Genomic DNA, 17368 nt, shown 5'->3' with positions numbered 1-17368 from the left:
AGAGTGGCGGTGCGGACGGGACTCGAACCCGCGACCCCCGGCGTGACAGGCCGGTATTCTAACCGACTGAACTACCGCACCACCGAATACTGCATTACCAGCGGGGTCTCGCTGATAACCGGTGTTACCTTTTCAGGTAAATACCTAATTGATGCCTGGCAGTTCCCTACTCTCGCATGGGGAGACCCCACACTACCATCGGCGCTACGGCGTTTCACTTCTGAGTTCGGCATGGGGTCAGGTGGGACCACCGCGCTACAGCCGCCAGGCAAATTCTGTTTATCCGCACCGCCCTCTCAGGCCATGCGAACCAATCCGTTTGAACTAAGCTGAAAATTCTCTGGTCTCTCAACCAAAACGCCTCTGGCGTTGTAAGGTTAAGCCTCACGGGTCATTAGTACCGGTTAGCTCAATGCATCGCTGCACTTACACATCCGGCCTATCAACGTCGTCGTCTTCAACGTCCCTTCAGGACTCTCAAGGAGTCAGGGAGAACTCATCTCGGGGCAAGTTTCGTGCTTAGATGCTTTCAGCACTTATCTCTTCCGCACTTAGCTACCGGGCAATGCCATTGGCATGACAACCCGAACACCAGTGGTGCGTTCACTCCGGTCCTCTCGTACTAGGAGCAACCCCCCTCAATTCTCCAGCGCCCACGGCAGATAGGGACCGAACTGTCTCACGACGTTCTAAACCCAGCTCGCGTACCACTTTAAACGGCGAACAGCCGTACCCTTGGGACCTACTTCAGCCCCAGGATGTGATGAGCCGACATCGAGGTGCCAAACACCGCCGTCGATATGAACTCTTGGGCGGTATCAGCCTGTTATCCCCGGAGTACCTTTTATCCGTTGAGCGATGGCCCTTCCATTCAGAACCACCGGATCACTATGACCTGCTTTCGCACCTGCTCGAGCCGTCACTCTCGCAGTCAAGCTGGCTTATGCCATTGCACTAACCTCCTGATGTCCGACCAGGATTAGCCAACCTTCGTGCTCCTCCGTTACGCTTTGGGAGGAGACCGCCCCAGTCAAACTACCCACCAGACACTGTCCGCAGCCCGGATCACGGGCCTACGTTAGAACATCAAACATTAAAGGGTGGTATTTCAAGGTTGGCTCCACGCAGACTGGCGTCCACGCTTCAAAGCCTCCCACCTATCCTACACATCAAGGCTCAATGTTCAGTGTCAAGCTATAGTAAAGGTTCACGGGGTCTTTCCGTCTTGCCGCGGGTACACTGCATCTTCACAGCGATTTCAATTTCACTGAGTCTCGGGTGGAGACAGCCTGGCCATCATTACGCCATTCGTGCAGGTCGGAACTTACCCGACAAGGAATTTCGCTACCTTAGGACCGTTATAGTTACGGCCGCCGTTTACCGGGGCTTCGATCAAGAGCTTCTCCTTGCGGATAACCCCATCAATTAACCTTCCGGCACCGGGCAGGCGTCACACCGTATACGTCCACTTTCGTGTTTGCACAGTGCTGTGTTTTTAATAAACAGTTGCAGCCAGCTGGTATCTTCGACTGGCTTCAGCTCCGGGAGCAAGTCCCTTCACCTACGCGCCAGCGTGCCTTCTCCCGAAGTTACGGCACCATTTTGCCTAGTTCCTTCACCCGAGTTCTCTCAAGCGCCTTGGTATTCTCTACCTGACCACCTGTGTCGGTTTGGGGTACGATTTCGTGTTACCTGGAGCTTAGAGGCTTTTCCTGGAAGCAGGGCATCAGTTACTTCACCACCGTAGTGGCTCGTCATCACGCCTCAGCGTTAAAGTGCACCGGATTTGCCTGGAGCACACGCCTACACGCTTAAACCGGGACAACCGTCGCCCGGATAACCTAGCCTTCTCCGTCCCCCCTTCGCAGTAACACCAAGTGCAGGAATATTAACCTGCTTCCCATCGACTACGCTTTTCAGCCTCGCCTTAGGGGTCGACTCACCCTGCCCCGATTAACGTTGGACAGGAACCCTTGGTCTTCCGGCGAGCGGGCTTTTCACCCGCTTTATCGTTACTTATGTCAGCATTCGCACTTCTGATACCTCCAGCAGACCTCACAGTCCACCTTCGACGGCTTACAGAACGCTCCCCTACCCAACAACACATAGTGTCGCTGCCGCAGCTTCGGTGCATGGTTTAGCCCCGTTACATCTTCCGCGCAGGCCGACTCGACCAGTGAGCTATTACGCTTTCTTTAAATGATGGCTGCTTCTAAGCCAACATCCTGGCTGTCTGTGCCTTCCCACATCGTTTCCCACTTAACCATGACTTTGGGACCTTAGCTGGCGGTCTGGGTTGTTTCCCTCTTCACGACGGACGTTAGCACCCGCCGTGTGTCTCCCGTGATAACATTCTCCGGTATTCGCAGTTTGCATCGGGTTGGTAAGCCGGGATGGCCCCCTAGCCGAAACAGTGCTCTACCCCCGGAGATGAGTTCACGAGGCGCTACCTAAATAGCTTTCGGGGAGAACCAGCTATCTCCCGGTTTGATTGGCCTTTCACCCCCAGCCACAAGTCATCCGCTAATTTTTCAACATTAGTCGGTTCGGTCCTCCAGTTAGTGTTACCCAACCTTCAACCTGCCCATGGCTAGATCACCGGGTTTCGGGTCTATACCCTGCAACTTAACGCCCAATTAAGACTCGGTTTCCCTGCGGCTCCCCTATACGGTTAACCTTGCTACAGAATATAAGTCGCTGACCCATTATACAAAAGGTACGCAGTCACCTAACAAGTAGGCTCCCACTGCTTGTACGTACACGGTTTCAGGTTCTGTTTCACTCCCCTCGCCGGGGTTCTTTTCGCCTTTCCCTCACGGTACTGGTTCACTATCGGTCAGTCAGGAGTATTTAGCCTTGGAGGATGGTCCCCCCATATTCAGACAGGATACCACGTGTCCCGCCCTACTCATCGAACTCACAGCAGGTGCATTTTTGTGTACGGGAGTATCACCCTGTACCCTGCGACTTTCCAGACGCTTCCACTAATGCACAAACTGATTCAGGTTCTGGGCTGTTCCCCGTTCGCTCGCCGCTACTGGGGGAATCTCGGTTGATTTCTTTTCCTCGGGGTACTTAGATGTTTCAGTTCCCCCGGTTCGCCTCGTTAACCTATGTATTCAGTTAACGATGATGCACTGAGTGCACCGGGTTTCCCCATTCGGACATCGCCGGCTATAGCGGTTCATATCACCTTACCGGCGCTTTACGCAGATTAGCACGTCCTTCATCGCCTCTGACTGCCAGGGCATCCACCGTGTACGCTTAGTCGCTTAACCTCACAACCCACAGGCGTTTTGCAACGCGTGCAGACTGCAAGCATTTGAGAGACTCGAACGCGCCGTGCTGTATTCCTTATTACGGAGGAATACGACTGCGCGTCGTTTCAAATTTTCAGCTTGTTCCGGATTGTTAAAGAGCAAATATCTCAAACATGACTTTACAGTCAGTTTTGAGATACTTCGTGGAGACACCTTTCACCTGTCACCAAGCAAGTGGCGTCCCCTAGGGGATTCGAACCCCTGTTGCCGCCGTGAAAGGGCGGAGTCCTAACCGCTAGACGAAGGGGACACGAATGTGTCACGACTTCGCAGCCGTCTTGCTCATTACGTTTTCATCAGACAATCTGTGTGAGCACTTCGGAGGAAGGTATCTTCAGGTAAGGAGGTGATCCAACCGCAGGTTCCCCTACGGTTACCTTGTTACGACTTCACCCCAGTCATGAATCACAAAGTGGTAAGCGCCCTCCCGAAGGTTAAGCTACCTACTTCTTTTGCAACCCACTCCCATGGTGTGACGGGCGGTGTGTACAAGGCCCGGGAACGTATTCACCGTAGCATTCTGATCTACGATTACTAGCGATTCCGACTTCACGGAGTCGAGTTGCAGACTCCGATCCGGACTACGACGCACTTTATGAGGTCCGCTTGCTCTCGCGAGGTCGCTTCTCTTTGTATGCGCCATTGTAGCACGTGTGTAGCCCTGGCCGTAAGGGCCATGATGACTTGACGTCATCCCCACCTTCCTCCGGTTTATCACCGGCAGTCTCCTTTGAGTTCCCGACCGAATCGCTGGCAACAAAGGATAAGGGTTGCGCTCGTTGCGGGACTTAACCCAACATTTCACAACACGAGCTGACGACAGCCATGCAGCACCTGTCTCACGGTTCCCGAAGGCACTAAGGCATCTCTGCCGAATTCCGTGGATGTCAAGGCCAGGTAAGGTTCTTCGCGTTGCATCGAATTAAACCACATGCTCCACCGCTTGTGCGGGCCCCCGTCAATTCATTTGAGTTTTAACCTTGCGGCCGTACTCCCCAGGCGGTCGACTTAACGCGTTAGCTCCGGAAGCCACTCCTCAAGGGAACAACCTCCAAGTCGACATCGTTTACGGCGTGGACTACCAGGGTATCTAATCCTGTTTGCTCCCCACGCTTTCGCACCTGAGCGTCAGTCTTTGTCCAGGGGGCCGCCTTCGCCACCGGTATTCCTCCAGATCTCTACGCATTTCACCGCTACACCTGGAATTCTACCCCCCTCTACAAGACTCTAGCCTGCCAGTTTCGAATGCAGTTCCCAGGTTAAGCCCGGGGATTTCACATCCGACTTGACAGACCGCCTGCGTGCGCTTTACGCCCAGTAATTCCGATTAACGCTTGCACCCTCCGTATTACCGCGGCTGCTGGCACGGAGTTAGCCGGTGCTTCTTCTGCGGGTAACGTCAATTGCGACGGTTATTAACCGTCACACCTTCCTCCCCGCTGAAAGTACTTTACAACCCGAAGGCCTTCTTCATACACGCGGCATGGCTGCATCAGGCTTGCGCCCATTGTGCAATATTCCCCACTGCTGCCTCCCGTAGGAGTCTGGACCGTGTCTCAGTTCCAGTGTGGCTGGTCATCCTCTCAGACCAGCTAGGGATCGTCGCCTAGGTGAGCCGTTACCCCACCTACTAGCTAATCCCATCTGGGTTCATCCGATGGTGTGAGGCCCGAAGGTCCCCCACTTTGGTCTTGCGACGTTATGCGGTATTAGCTACCGTTTCCAGTAGTTATCCCCCTCCATCGGGCAGATCCCCAGACATTACTCACCCGTCCGCCACTCGTCACCCAAGGAGCAAGCTCCTCTGTGCTACCGTTCGACTTGCATGTGTTAGGCCTGCCGCCAGCGTTCAATCTGAGCCATGATCAAACTCTTCAATTTAAGTTTGATGCTCAAAGAATTAAACTTCGTAATGAATTACGTGTTCACTCTTGAGACTTGATATTTTTTTAAGTCCGTAGACTTTTGATATCAATCCTGCGAGTGCCCACACAGATTGTCTGATAAATTGTTAAAGAGCAGTGCGACCAGTGCTTTACGCTGCTGTCGCGAGGTGGCGTATATTACGCTTTCCTCCTTCAGAGTCAATCACTTTTTTCAGCGATTTTCTCTGGCGGGATGAATCACTTCGTCCCTCGCTGACCGTCTGCGTTGCCGCTTTCCCGTGTCAGTGGAGGCGCATTATAGGGAGACTCTGACGAAGCGCAAGAGCAAATTTCAACTTTTTAACTGTTCGGCTGAAATTTGCACAAAAGGCCGGTTTTTAGCCCTTTTTAATGCGTGCAGGCAGGTCAGCCAGGCTATCAATCACCCAATCGGCCGCGGCTTCGCCTTCAGCGGTGACAGGTTTACCGGTTCTCACCAGCACTTTGGTCCCCACGCCAGCCGCCAGCGCCGCCTGCATATCTTCCAGTTTGTCGCCAACCATATAAGAAGAAGCCATATCAATGTGCAGATGTTCCTGCGCCGACAGCAGCATACCCGGTTGCGGTTTGCGGCAATCACACTGCTGGCGATACGCCTCGACCGTTGCATCCGGTAAATGAGGACAGAAATAGATGCCGTCGAGATCAACCTCACGGTCAGCCAGCGACCAGTCCATCCATTCAGTCAGCTGCATAAACTGGTCTTCAGTAAACATGCCGCGAGCAATGCCTGACTGATTGGTGACCAGCACCAGCGCAAACCCCATTTTTTTCAGCGCCTGCAGCGCCTCGATGGTGCCATCGATAAACTCAAAATTATCGATTTCATGGACATAGCCGTGATCGACATTCAGGGTGCCATCACGATCAAGAAAAATAGCCGGGACTTTGTTCGCCACGTAGAAACTCCTGCTGCAAAAATTGCCGCTCAGTATCGCATGATTGCGCATAATGAGAGAATGGCAGATTGAATGACTTTGATTGATTTAGACGTCTGGATATCTTAACATCCATCCACATTTCGCCCGGCCTGACCGGGTGAAACACGATACACCACGGACAACGCAACACGATAATAATTAACCTAATGATTAAACTCGAAAATATTAGCAAAGTGTTCCAGCAAGGCGCACGCAGCATTCAGGCGTTGTCAAACGTCAGCCTGCATGTACCGGCGGGACAGATTTACGGCGTCATCGGGGCATCCGGTGCCGGTAAAAGCACACTTATTCGCTGCGTCAATCTGCTGGAGCGTCCGACTTCCGGGCGTGTCCTGGTTGATGGCCAGGATCTGACTGCCCTGTCGGAAGGTCAGCTGACGCTGGCACGCCGTCAGATTGGCATGATCTTCCAGCATTTTAACCTGATGAACTCGCGCACCGTTTCCGGCAACGTGGCTCTGCCGCTGGAGCTGGGAAATCTGTCACGCGACCAGATTAAACAGCGCGTCAGCGAGCTGCTGGATCTGGTCGGTCTGGCCGACAAGCATGATGCCTGGCCTGCCAATCTCTCCGGCGGTCAGAAGCAACGTGTTGCTATCGCCCGTGCGCTGGCCAGCAATCCCAAAGTGCTGCTGTGCGACGAAGCCACCAGCGCGCTGGATCCGGCGACTACCCGTTCCATCCTTGAGCTGCTGAAAGATATCAACCGTCGCCTCGGTCTGACCATCCTGCTGATCACCCATGAGATGGACGTGGTGAAACGCATCTGCGATCAGGTCGCGGTTATCAGCAATGGCGAGCTGATTGAGAAAGACACCGTCAGCGAAGTGTTTTCCCATCCGAAAACGCCACTGGCGCAGCAGTTTATTCAATCCACCCTGCATCTCGATATTCCTGACGACTATCAGCAGCGTATGTCTGCGCAGCAAGGCGCAGAAAGCGTACCTTTATTACGTCTGGAATTTACCGGCAAGTCGGTGGATGCGCCGCTGCTGTCGGAAGCGGCGCGCCGTTTTAACGTCAACAACAATATTATCAGTGCGCAGATGGATTACGCCGGTGGCGTGAAGTTCGGCATCATGCTGGCCGAAATGGATGGCACTGAAGATGATACCAAAGCCGCAATTGCCTGGCTGAAAGAGAACCACGTTAAAGTAGAGGTACTGGGTTATGTCTGAAGCGATGATGTGGCTACTGGGACGTGGCATTTGGGAAACGCTGATGATGACCTTCGTCTCCGGCTTCTTTGGCTTTGTACTGGGTCTGCCGGTTGGCGTGCTGCTTTACGTGACGCGCCCAGGACAGATTCTGGCGAACAACGCGCTGTATCGCGTGCTCTCCGCGCTGGTGAACATCTTCCGTTCTATCCCGTTCATTATCCTGCTGGTATGGATGATTCCATTTACCCGCGCGATTGTCGGCACTTCTATCGGCCTGCAGGCTGCTATCGTGCCGCTCACCGTCGGCGCCGCGCCTTTTATTGCGCGTATGGTGGAGAACGCCCTGCTGGAGCTGCCTACCGGTTTAATCGAAGCCTCCCGTGCGATGGGCGCAACGCCGCTACAGATCGTGCGTAAAGTGCTGTTGCCGGAAGCGCTTCCGGGACTGGTGAATGCCGCTACAATTACCCTGATTACGCTGGTCGGCTACTCCGCGATGGGTGGTGCGGTAGGGGCTGGCGGCCTGGGACAGATTGGTTATCAGTACGGCTACATCGGCTATAACGCCACCGTGATGAATACCGTGCTGGTGCTGTTGGTAGTCCTGGTTTATTTAATCCAATTCTGTGGCGACCGCATCGTGCGTGGCGTGTCCCATAAGTAAGCAAGCAATATCAATATTCTCTATTAAGGAAAGGATATGTCTTTTACATTTAAAAAGATTGCCGCTGTGGGCGCTCTGATTGGCGTGATTGCGCTGGCAGGATGCGATCAGAAAGCAAAAGATCCAAACCACATCAAAGTGGGTGTGATCGTCGGTGCTGAGCAGCAGGTTGCTGAAGCGGCACAGAAAGTGGCGAAAGAGAAATACGGTCTCGACGTTGAACTGGTGACCTTCAACGACTACGTTCTGCCGAACGAAGCGCTGAGCAAAGGCGACATCGACGTGAACGCCTTCCAGCACAAACCGTATCTGGATCAGCAGATCAAAGACCGTGGCTACAAACTGGTTCCGGTTGGTAACACCTTCGTCTACCCGATCGCCGGTTATTCAAAGAAAATCAAATCGCTGGCTGATCTCCAGGACGGCGCACAGATCGCCATCCCGAATGACCCGACTAACCTCGGCCGTTCACTGCTGCTGCTGCAGAAAGTGGGTCTGATCAAACTGAAAGACGGTGTTGGCCTGCTGCCGACCGCGCTGGATATCACCGATAACCCGAAAAACCTGAAGATTGTTGAGCTGGAAGCGCCGCAGCTGCCGCGCTCACTGGACGATCAGCAGATTGCTCTGGCCGTGATTAACACCACTTACGCCAGCCAGATCGGCCTGACTCCGGCTAAAGACGGTATCTTCGTGGAAGATAAAGATTCACCGTACGTGAACCTGATCGTCAGCCGTGAAGATAACAAAGACGCTGAAAACGTGAAGAAATTCGTCGAGGCTTACCAGTCTGACGAAGTGGCTGAAGCCGCGAACAAAATCTTCAACGGCGGCGCAGTGAAGGGCTGGTAATCCTCCCCTTCTCTTGCCTTGCAGGGCGGCTTCGGCCGCCCTTTCTTTTGCCTGTTGTGGCACCTGACTTGTTATTTATTGTTGTCCTTGTTTCAATAACGCCACTTTTTAAAACATGAGGATGTTGCCATGCGTTTTTTACCGCTCTGCTTGTTAGCATTGATGCTGACCGGGTGTGTACGTGAATATCACCCGATAAGCAGTGCTTCGTCGCACCCGCAGCAGCAACCCAGCGAACCGCAACGTAAACCGACACCGCGTCCGGCACCGGTGAAACTTTATACGGATGCGACCGATCTGGTCAGCAAACCGTTCCGCGATCTTGGCGAAGTCTCCGCCGACGATTGCCAGAGCAGCAACCAGGATTCTCCTCCGAACATCAACACCGCGCGTAAACGCCTGCAACTGAAAGCCGCAGGGATGAAAGCGAACGCCGTGTTGCTGCATAAGTGTGAAATCGTCAGCAGTACGCCAGGCTGCTACCGCCAGGCTATCTGCCAGGGTTCTGCACTGAAAGTCGCTAATCAATGAGTGAATTTGCCTTTGCGCAAATCGGCGTGATCCGTTCGCCGTGGAAAGAGAAGTTTGCCGTGCCGCGCCAGCCGGGCCTGGTGCAGGATGGGGTTGGCGAGCTGCATCTGCTGCTCCCCTACAATCAGCCTGAAGCGGTACGCGGCCTGGAGGCGTTCAGCCATTTGTGGGTGCTGTTTGTCTTCCATCAGACCATGGAGGGCGGCTGGCGTCCCACGGTGCGTCCGCCCCGCCTTGGCGGCAATGCGCGCATGGGCGTCTTCGCCACCCGTTCCACCTTTCGCCCTAACCCGATTGGCATGTCGCTGGTTGAACTGAAAGGCATCCGTTGTGAAAAGCAGCAGGTGATTTTGCAGCTTGGCAGTCTGGATCTGGTGGATGGCACCCCGGTGGTGGATATCAAACCCTATCTGCCGTTTGCCGAAGCGCTGCCGGATGCGCGCGCCGGTTTTGCTCAGTCAGCCCCTGAGGCTGCGATGCCGGTCCGTTTTTCTGACCAGGCAATGGCGCAAATCCAGCAGCAGCAACAAAGCTACCCGCACCTGGCGCGTTTTATCAGCGAGGTGCTGGCCCAGGACCCGCGTCCGGCTTATCGCAAAGGCGAAGCAACAGATCGCGAGTATGCCGCCTGGCTACTCGATTTTAATGTGCGCTGGCGCATCGATGAGCGCGGCACCGAGGTGATCGCGCTCGATCCACGCTAAAACGCGCTTTTGAGTGGCGGATCTCGCTGGTACACTAGCCGCCAGCAAATTTTTGTCAGTGACCTTCCGTATAACTGGAATCGTAATCAATGCGTACTACTCAATATCTGCTCTCCACTCTGAAGGAGACACCCTCCGATGCGGAAGTCATCAGCCACCAGCTGATGCTGCGTGCCGGGATGATCCGCAAACTGGCTTCCGGACTTTACACCTGGCTGCCGACCGGGATTCGCGTGCTGAGAAAAGTTGAAAACATCGTGCGTGAAGAGATGAACAACGCAGGCGCGATTGAGATCTCCATGCCGGTGGTTCAGCCCGCCGATCTGTGGGAAGAGAGTGGCCGTTGGGAGCAGTACGGTCCCGAACTGCTGCGTATTAAAGACCGTCACGAGCGTCCGTTCGTGCTGGGTCCGACGCATGAAGAAGTGGTCACTGACCTGATCCGCAACGAGCTTAGCTCTTACAAGCAGCTGCCGCTCAACCTGTATCAGATCCAGACCAAATTCCGTGATGAAGTACGTCCTCGCTTTGGTGTGATGCGTTCTCGCGAGTTCATCATGAAAGATGCTTACTCGTTCCACACCACCCAGGAATCCCTGCAGGAAACCTACGACGCGATGTACCGCGCCTACAGCCAGAGTTTCAGCCGTATGGGTCTGGATTTCCGTGCCGTGCAGGCGGATACCGGTTCTATCGGTGGCAGCGCATCACACGAATTCCAGGTACTGGCGCAGAGCGGCGAAGATGATGTGATTTTCTCCAGCGAATCTGACTACGCGGCCAACATCGAGAAAGCGGAAGCGTTAGCACCGGCCGGTGAGCGTCCGCAGGCGACGCAGGCGATGGTGCAGTTCGATACCCCGAATGCCAAAACCATTGCCGAGCTGGTTGAACAACATCAGCTGCCGATTGAGAAAACCGTTAAGACGCTGTTTGTTAAAGGCACCGAAGAGAGCGGCCATGCGCTGGTTGCCCTGCTGCTGCGCGGCGACCATCAGCTGAACGAAGTAAAAGCCGAAAAGCTGGATATCGTGGCGGCTCCGCTGGAGATGGCGAGCGAAGAAGAAATTCGTGCGCTGCTGGGCGCAGGCCCTGGCTCACTCGGCCCGGTTGGCCTGACCATGCCGGTGATTGCTGATCGCACCGTAGCGAAAACCAGCGATTTCTGTGCCGGTGCCAACATTGATGGCAAGCATCTCGCCGGTATTAACTGGGGACGCGATCTGCCGGAACCGCGCGTGGAAGATATCCGTAACGTGGTGGAAGGCGATCCAAGCCCGGACGGTAAAGGCACGCTGCAAATCAAACGCGGTATCGAAGTGGGTCACATCTTCCAGCTCGGCACCAAATACTCAGACGCGATGAAAGCCGCAGTCCAGGGTGAAGATGGCCGTAACCAGGTTATGACCATGGGTTGCTACGGCATCGGTATCACCCGCGTGGTGGCGGCGGCGATTGAGCAGAACCATGACGATCGCGGCATCATCTGGCCTGCGGCACTGGCACCGTTCGAAGTGGCGATTCTGCCGATGAACATGCACAAATCTTTCCGCGTGAAAGAAGTGGCGGATGAGCTGTACCAGGCCCTGCGTGCCAAAGGCATCGACGTGATTCTGGATGACCGTAAAGAGCGTCCGGGCGTGATGTTTGCCGATATGGAGCTGATTGGCGTGCCGCACACCATCGTGATTGGCGATCGTAACCTCGATAACGCCGAGATCGAATACAAGGCGCGTTCCGCCAGTGAGAAAGAGATGATTAAGCAGAGCGACATCGTCGATTTCCTCGCGAAAGCCCTCAACAAGTAATACCGTCAGCGCCTCCCTCGGGAGGCGCTTGTTTTACTGCACTTTCCCGCGCAACGCTTTCGTATTACTCCGCCGCGTTTTACCTTCCAGTCGCCGCTCCTTTGATGCCCGTGTCGGCCTTGTCGCCCGTCGTACTTTTTCGACTGTGGTCAGTTCACGAATCAAATTGATCAGTCGTTGCAGTGCCGCCTCGCGATTCATCTCCTGACTGCGGTACTCCTGAGCTTTGATGATCACCACGCCATCCGGGGTGATGAGATGATGCCGTGCCGCCAGCAGGCGTTCCTTATAAAACGGCGGTAATGATGACGCTGCGATATCAAAACGCAGGTGAATGGCGGTGGAAGTCTTATTCACATGCTGTCCACCGGCGCCCTGGGCGCGGATGGCACTAAGCTCGACTTCATTTTCCGGCAGTGAAACGGAACGTGACAACACAATCATCTGCCACCTGCCGGAGTCTGGCGGCGGATGCCGCGTAATAACCTGTTCATCAACTTAACCTTTTGTGCTCTTTACTGAGGCTTAAGACCAGCGAGTTTTGTCACTTTTCTGCTTTTCTCTCTCTTCTTCGCCATGCAGCCAGGCTGATTTCAATGAAATGCCTGTGATATAGTCGCCTATCAACCAGAGTATTCATACTCTGCTGAGGAGGTGAATGTGCAAACGTATTGTGAGTTAGTTCGCCAGAAATATGCCGAGATTGGCAGCGGCGACCTGGGTTATGTGCCAGACGCCATTGGATGTGCGCTGAAAGCACTCAATGATATTGCCGCTAATTCTGCGCTAAACTCTTCTGTCAGGGAACAGGCAGCGTACGCCGCTGCGAACTTATTGGTGAGCGACTATGTTGACGAATGAAGCCTACAAACCCATCAACTGCGATGATTACGACAACCTGGAACTCGCCTGCCAAAAACACTGGACGCTGTCGCTGGAATTAAAAAACGGCGATCAGCTGAAGGCGAAAGCTGTGGACATGGTTTCGCGTAAAAACGTCGAGTATCTTGCTGTCGACCTCTCCGGTGAAACGCGCGAGCTGCGGCTCGATCACATCGCCAGCTTCAGTCATCCTGAGCTGGGCACCGTCATTGTCAGCGAAGACGAGTAACCTTCCATTGGGCGGGAAATGACACTCCCGCCCCCCTCGCTTAAGGTTGTAACGAACTGTAGTACGCCGCCAAATCCGCCATATCCTGATCGCTCAACCCGGCCACAAAGGCTTTCATCACCTCCGCCTGCCCACCGCTGCGTTCACCCTTTTTGTAAGCCTGTAAGGAGTGCAGCAGATAAGGCGCATGCTGTCCGGCCAGATTGGGATATAACGGCACCGCGCTTTTGCCCTCAGCACCGTGACAGGCCAGACAGCTGGCGGCTTTCTGCGCCCCCGCGTTAACATCACCGTCGGCAAATGCCGGCAGTGCCGCAGCGAACAACGCCGCAGCGATCCAGTGTTTCATCATTGCTCTCCGTTTTATTTTTGTTTTAACCAGATCGCCTGCCAGCCTTGCTCATTACTGGCTGCACCTTCGCGGGTGATAAGTAAACCCGGCGCGCAGATCAACGTCTGGTTGTAGTAAATCAGCGGAATACGCTCGCGCTGCCACGGCGGGATGCTCAATTCCTGCCACAGTTTTTTTATCTCGCGGCCACCTGCGCGGCCCTGAATATGGTAATGCCCCTGCGCCTGAAAACGCACCATCACCTGCTCATCCGGCGTGGGGAAACGCAGTTGCGGGCGATCGCTGTCTGCCCGTAACTCTCCCAGCCGATCGGGCAATGGCAGCGGTTGCGAACGGTCATGCCAGGTAAGTGAGTGCTGACTGAGTGAAGGTTGCGGCGGCAGCCAGTAAAGTTTCTGCCGAAAGCGCCGCAGCTCGAAAGCGGCAAAACGCAGGCACGGCTGCGCATCCTCCCGGCTGTGCATCACTTCACGGGTAATACGCAGCAGCGCATCGCGCGACGGCATGGTGCCGCCCTGCCGGGCAATCCAGCGACGCAACAGCGCATGACGCCGTGCTTCCGTCATGCTCAGCAACGGAGGGAAATGAAGCGCCCCCTGTTCATCCATCAGCTGGGCCAGCTGCTCCGCCAGCAATTCATCCAGCAACTGTTCCTGCTCACCACACAAGACGGCACTGCGCGCGGCGGCGGCACTGAAATGTGGCCAGCGCGCCTGCAACAGCGGCAGCACCTGCTGGCGCAGAAAATTACGGTCGTAGCGGCTATCACTATTGCTCTCGTCTTCAATCCAGCTGAGGTGATGTTCTGCCGCCCAGCTTTCCAGCTGCTGACGACGGATGCCCAGCAGCGGACGCAGATGGCGATGTTCGCCCACGGCGCGCTGTAATGGCATTCCCGCCAGTCCGGCTGGACCACTGCCGCGCTTTAGCGCCAGTAGCAGGGTTTCGCTTTGATCATCAAGGTGCTGGGCGGTAAGTAAGCACTCACCGGGTTGCAGCTGCTGAAACAGCGCCTGATAACGTGCCTCGCGCGCTGCCGCCTCAATCCCCTGCTCGCGCCCATCAACCTTAACCTGCAAAACGTCGCAGGGAATCTGCCACTGCTGGCAATATTGCTGGCAATGCGCTGCCCAGCTATCGGCATTGGGGCTTAAACCGTGATGGATATGGATGGCGCGCAGGCGAGCCTGCGGATGCTGTTGCTGCCAGCAAACTAACTGATGCAGCAGTACCGTAGAATCCAGCCCACCGCTGAACGCCAGCACGCAGCGGGCGTCGGGTGTCAGCAGTGCAGCGAGGTGGGACAAGGACATGGCGCATTCCGTGAAGGCGAACCACCCAATTGTGGCTCGCAACGGCGGCTATTTTACGCCTGATACAGCTCCAGCGGCAAACCGTCCGGGTCGGGGAAGAATGTGCAGGCTTTGCCGGTCAGAGCATCGATGCGGATTGGCTCACATACCACGCCCTTCTCCGCCAGCGCCGCCACTGACTGCTCCACATCCTCAACGCAAAACGCCAGATGGCGCAAACCGCAGGCTTCCGGCTGACTGACGCGGGCAGGCGGCGATGGGAAGGAGAAGAGTTCAATGGTGTAAACGCCGTTCAGACCAAGATCACCTTTCCATGAGTCGCGCTCCGCCCGGTAAAATTCCCCGAGCAATTCAAAGCCCAGCACATCGCAATAGAACGCCTTACTGCGCGCATAATCGGTGGCGATAATGGCAATGTGGTGGATCTGTTTTATGTGCAGCATAGCGACTCCGGTTGTCGATTAAGCCGCTTACCTTAGCTGGCAGGCGGCCCGCTGAAAAGAGGCATTTGTCCGAAGTTAATCATCGTTTTCGTCGGTGAGGACCCGCACCAGATAGCGCCCATCTTCGGTCAGCGTTGCGCCGTGGATATCCGTTTCAAAGCCGGGATAGTGCCGCCCGATGGTACAGAGCATCAGCAGAAAATCGAGCACCGTGCGGCTCTCCTCCGTGATCATCTCCCCTGGCATCACCAGCGGCACGCCCGGCGGGTACGGCAGAATCATATTTGCCGAAATGCGTCCCACCAGTTCGCGGATATCCACCGTTTCCACCCGCCCTTTGACCTGCTGCTGAAACGCCTGATGCGGCGTCATCTTCATCTCCGGCAACACGTCAAACGCCCTGAGCATCAGGCGCGGCAGATCGTGTTGCAGGACCAGCTGATGGATCCCCTGCGCCAGCGTCTGAATACGCATGTTGCGGTAGAAATCGGGATCTTCAGCGTAGAGATCCGGCAACATGTTTTTCACCCGCAGATTGAGATCGTAGGCGCGTTTAAACTCAGTCAGGCCGCGCAGCACGCTCATCGCCTTGGTTTTATCAATGCCGATGCTAAACAGAAACAGCAGATTGTAAGGGCCGGTTTTCTCCACCACCACGCCGCGCTGATCAAGGAACTTCGCCACCAGCGCCGCCGGGATCCCCTCCTCTGCCATTTCGCCCAGCTCACTCATGCCCGGCGTCAGGATGGTGACTTTGATCGGATCGAGATACATATGATCGCGATCGGCCTGGGTGAAGCCGTGCCAGTCCTCTTCACCCGGCTGGATCGGCCAGCATTCGGCTTCATCCACCCGCTCCGGCTGCCAGATGTCAAAAAACCAGCCATCGGATTCTTCGCGCAGACGCTGGATCTCACGGCGGAAATGCAGCGCGCGCTCCACCGAACGATTGATCAGGCGTTTGCCCGGATTGCCGCGCAACATTGCCGCCGCCGTCTCAATTGACGAGACAATGGCGTAATTCGGCGAGGTGGTGGTATGCATCATGTAGGCTTCGTTAAACGTCTGTTCGTCGTAATCGCCTTTGATGTGAATCAGCGAAGCCTGCGAGAAGGCAGCCAGCAGTTTATGCGTTGACTGGGTTTCGTAGAAAACCTTACCCGGCACGCGATCGCCGCTCATACCGCTTTTACCGGCATAGATCGGGTGGAAGTTGGTATAAGGCACCCAGGCAGAGTCGAAATGGATCGACGGTACATCCAGCGTCTGTTTGATGTATTGGGTGTTGTACAGCAGGCCGTCGTAGGTTGAATTGGTGATCACCGCATGGACTGGCCAGCTGGCGCGCGGCGTGTCGTCAACTTTGCGCTGAATGCTGTCGCGGGTGAATTCATGTTGCGGGATGCCGCCCAGAATCCCCAGCGCATTGCGCGTCGGTTTCAGCCACAGCGGGATAATGTCGCTCATCATCAGCAAATGCGTCAGTGACTTATGGCAGTTGCGATCAATTAATACCGTGCTGCCCGCAGGTGCTGCATACATGCCGACGATTTTATTGGAAGTCGAGGTGCCGTTGGTCACCATGTAACTCTGCTCAGCACCAAAGGTACGCGCCACGTACTCTTCCGCTTCCAGATGCGGGCCGGTGTGATCGAGCAGCGATCCCAGCTCTGTCACCGAGATGGAGATATCCGCTTTAAGAGTATTGGCGCCAAAAAAATCGTAGAACAGGCTGCCGACCGGGCTTTTCTGAAACGCGGTGCCGCCCATATGGCCGGGCGTACAGAAGGTGTACTTGCCCTCTTTAACGTAAGTAAACAGCGCTTTGGTCAGCGGCGGCGTGATGTGGTCGATATACTCATCGGTATACTGGCGAATATGCAGCGCGATATCGTCGGCCGCACTGAGCGCGTATTCGAAGAAATGCAGCGCCATGCGCATCTCGTTGATGCTGACATCCATTTGCGAATGGGTGTTGATAAAGGCGTAAAGCGGCAGATGTTCATTGAGCTGATTGATATCGCTGCACAGCGCCATGCTGTAGTCATCCCAGTCAAAAATCACCCCGCAGATGCGCGGATTCTGTTCAATCAGCTTCAGCAGGTCGCTGGCATTGTTGGGATAGACGGTCTGGAACCCCTGTAACCGGAGAGCAGCATCCAGTTCGCGAATCGGTTCATCTTTGTAGAAAACGCCGTGCGCTCCCATGATCGCAATAATATTCAATGCTCACCTCCTGTGGTG

Annotated in this window: 14 protein-coding genes, 2 tRNA genes and 3 rRNA genes; 8 read left to right on the top strand and 11 right to left on the bottom strand. The window is 55.1% G+C overall.

Going from position 1 to position 17368, the window contains the following annotated elements; translation table 11 throughout:
* Positions 1–4 precede the first annotated feature (4 nt).
* From AC6I8V_RS04120 to gmhB, 6 genes are all read right to left on the bottom strand, one after another.
* A tRNA-Asp gene (locus tag AC6I8V_RS04120) sits at positions 5–81 on the bottom strand.
* A 72-nt stretch (positions 82–153) separates the two neighbouring features.
* Positions 154–269 (bottom strand): 5S ribosomal RNA (gene rrf, locus AC6I8V_RS04115).
* Between the two features lie 104 nt (positions 270–373).
* Positions 374–3278 (bottom strand): 23S ribosomal RNA (locus AC6I8V_RS04110).
* Between the two features lie 217 nt (positions 3279–3495).
* Positions 3496–3570 (bottom strand) — tRNA-Glu (locus AC6I8V_RS04105).
* Positions 3571–3659: 89 nt separating this feature from the next.
* Positions 3660–5201 (bottom strand): 16S ribosomal RNA (locus AC6I8V_RS04100).
* The 16S, 23S and 5S rRNA genes sit together here with 2 tRNA genes alongside, the layout of an rRNA operon.
* 382 nt (positions 5202–5583) lie before the next feature.
* Positions 5584–6144 (bottom strand): D-glycero-beta-D-manno-heptose 1,7-bisphosphate 7-phosphatase, encoded by a 561-nt coding sequence (gmhB, locus tag AC6I8V_RS04095; protein ID WP_497844654.1) that lies wholly within the window; start codon positions 6142–6144, stop codon positions 5584–5586.
* A gap of 188 nt (positions 6145–6332) precedes the next feature.
* Between gmhB and metN the strand changes: the two genes are divergently transcribed.
* From metN to proS, 6 genes are all read left to right on the top strand, one after another.
* A complete protein-coding gene (metN, locus tag AC6I8V_RS04090; RefSeq protein ID WP_497844653.1) occupies positions 6333–7364 on the top strand; it encodes a methionine ABC transporter ATP-binding protein MetN in 1032 nt (343 codons plus the stop codon).
* Positions 7357–8010 carry a methionine ABC transporter permease MetI gene (locus tag AC6I8V_RS04085; protein WP_497844652.1) on the top strand — a complete coding sequence of 218 codons (654 nt, stop codon included), beginning with the start codon at positions 7357–7359 and terminating at the stop codon, positions 8008–8010. The genes metN and AC6I8V_RS04085 overlap by 8 nt, the downstream gene beginning before the upstream one ends.
* Before the next feature lie 36 nt (positions 8011–8046).
* Positions 8047–8862: a MetQ/NlpA family lipoprotein gene (locus tag AC6I8V_RS04080; RefSeq protein ID WP_497844651.1), complete on the top strand. Its 816-nt coding sequence runs from the start codon at positions 8047–8049 to the stop codon at positions 8860–8862.
* Between the two features lie 129 nt (positions 8863–8991).
* On the top strand, positions 8992–9393 hold the full coding sequence (rcsF, locus tag AC6I8V_RS04075; RefSeq protein ID WP_497844650.1) for an envelope stress sensor lipoprotein RcsF: 402 nt from the start codon (positions 8992–8994) through the stop codon (positions 9391–9393).
* Positions 9390–10097, top strand: coding sequence for a tRNA (N6-threonylcarbamoyladenosine(37)-N6)-methyltransferase TrmO (tsaA, locus tag AC6I8V_RS04070; RefSeq protein ID WP_497844649.1), 708 nt, complete (start codon positions 9390–9392; stop codon positions 10095–10097). The genes rcsF and tsaA overlap by 4 nt, the downstream gene beginning before the upstream one ends.
* A gap of 89 nt (positions 10098–10186) precedes the next feature.
* Positions 10187–11905, top strand: coding sequence for a proline--tRNA ligase (gene proS, locus AC6I8V_RS04065; protein WP_497844648.1), 1719 nt, complete (start codon positions 10187–10189; stop codon positions 11903–11905).
* A gap of 33 nt (positions 11906–11938) precedes the next feature.
* Here proS and arfB read toward each other — a convergent pair whose 3' ends face one another.
* Positions 11939–12349 (bottom strand): alternative ribosome rescue aminoacyl-tRNA hydrolase ArfB, encoded by a 411-nt coding sequence (gene arfB, locus AC6I8V_RS04060; protein WP_497844646.1) that lies wholly within the window; start codon positions 12347–12349, stop codon positions 11939–11941.
* 216 nt (positions 12350–12565) lie between these two features.
* Here arfB and AC6I8V_RS04055 point away from each other — a divergent pair, with 216 nt between their 5' ends.
* Positions 12566–12766, top strand: a complete 201-nt coding sequence (locus AC6I8V_RS04055; protein ID WP_497844645.1) for a YaeP family protein — start codon at positions 12566–12568, stop codon at positions 12764–12766.
* The gene (gene rof / locus AC6I8V_RS04050; protein ID WP_497844644.1) at positions 12753–13016 is read left to right on the top strand and encodes a Rho-binding antiterminator; all 264 of its coding nucleotides are present in this window, start codon (positions 12753–12755) and stop codon (positions 13014–13016) included. Before AC6I8V_RS04055 ends, rof begins: the two co-directional genes overlap by 14 nt.
* 40 nt (positions 13017–13056) lie before the next feature.
* On the opposite strand, the gene AC6I8V_RS04045 is transcribed toward rof, so the two are convergent.
* The 4 genes from AC6I8V_RS04045 to AC6I8V_RS04030 all read right to left on the bottom strand — a co-directional run bounded on the left by AC6I8V_RS04045 (position 13057) and on the right by AC6I8V_RS04030 (position 17350).
* Positions 13057–13365 carry a c-type cytochrome gene (locus AC6I8V_RS04045; protein WP_497845760.1) on the bottom strand — a complete coding sequence of 103 codons (309 nt, stop codon included), beginning with the start codon at positions 13363–13365 and terminating at the stop codon, positions 13057–13059.
* Positions 13366–13379: 14 nt separating this feature from the next.
* Entirely contained in the window at positions 13380–14681 is a 1302-nt protein-coding gene (tilS, locus tag AC6I8V_RS04040) for a tRNA lysidine(34) synthetase TilS (protein ID WP_497844643.1), read from the bottom strand.
* Positions 14682–14734: 53 nt separating this feature from the next.
* On the bottom strand, positions 14735–15124 hold the full coding sequence (locus tag AC6I8V_RS04035; RefSeq protein ID WP_497844642.1) for a VOC family protein: 390 nt from the start codon (positions 15122–15124) through the stop codon (positions 14735–14737).
* Positions 15125–15199: 75 nt separating this feature from the next.
* Positions 15200–17350: a lysine decarboxylase LdcC gene (locus AC6I8V_RS04030; RefSeq protein ID WP_497844641.1), complete on the bottom strand. Its 2151-nt coding sequence runs from the start codon at positions 17348–17350 to the stop codon at positions 15200–15202.
* Positions 17351–17368 lie beyond the last annotated feature (18 nt).

Source organism: Pantoea sp. X-Soil-TKNS-1207 (genome assembly GCF_059730485.1).
The sequence above is the reverse complement of the archived record's forward strand: the minus strand, read 5'-3'. Positions and strand labels throughout refer to the sequence as shown.

What these genes read in the sequence shown, in the direction of transcription:
- tilS (WP_497844643.1), bottom strand. Translation starts at nt 14,681, where the DNA reads ATGTCCTTGTCCCACCTCGCTGCACTGCTGACACCCGACGCCCGCTGC.
- rcsF (WP_497844650.1), top strand. Translation starts at nt 8,992, where the DNA reads ATGCGTTTTTTACCGCTCTGCTTGTTAGCATTGATGCTGACCGGGTGT.
- proS (WP_497844648.1), top strand. Translation starts at nt 10,187, where the DNA reads ATGCGTACTACTCAATATCTGCTCTCCACTCTGAAGGAGACACCCTCC.
- metN (WP_497844653.1), top strand. Translation starts at nt 6,333, where the DNA reads ATGATTAAACTCGAAAATATTAGCAAAGTGTTCCAGCAAGGCGCACGC.
- AC6I8V_RS04045 (WP_497845760.1), bottom strand. Translation starts at nt 13,365, where the DNA reads ATGAAACACTGGATCGCTGCGGCGTTGTTCGCTGCGGCACTGCCGGCA.
- AC6I8V_RS04085 (WP_497844652.1), top strand. Translation starts at nt 7,357, where the DNA reads ATGTCTGAAGCGATGATGTGGCTACTGGGACGTGGCATTTGGGAAACG.
- AC6I8V_RS04080 (WP_497844651.1), top strand. Translation starts at nt 8,047, where the DNA reads ATGTCTTTTACATTTAAAAAGATTGCCGCTGTGGGCGCTCTGATTGGC.
- AC6I8V_RS04035 (WP_497844642.1), bottom strand. Translation starts at nt 15,124, where the DNA reads ATGCTGCACATAAAACAGATCCACCACATTGCCATTATCGCCACCGAT.
- arfB (WP_497844646.1), bottom strand. Translation starts at nt 12,349, where the DNA reads ATGATTGTGTTGTCACGTTCCGTTTCACTGCCGGAAAATGAAGTCGAG.
- tsaA (WP_497844649.1), top strand. Translation starts at nt 9,390, where the DNA reads ATGAGTGAATTTGCCTTTGCGCAAATCGGCGTGATCCGTTCGCCGTGG.
- rof (WP_497844644.1), top strand. Translation starts at nt 12,753, where the DNA reads ATGTTGACGAATGAAGCCTACAAACCCATCAACTGCGATGATTACGAC.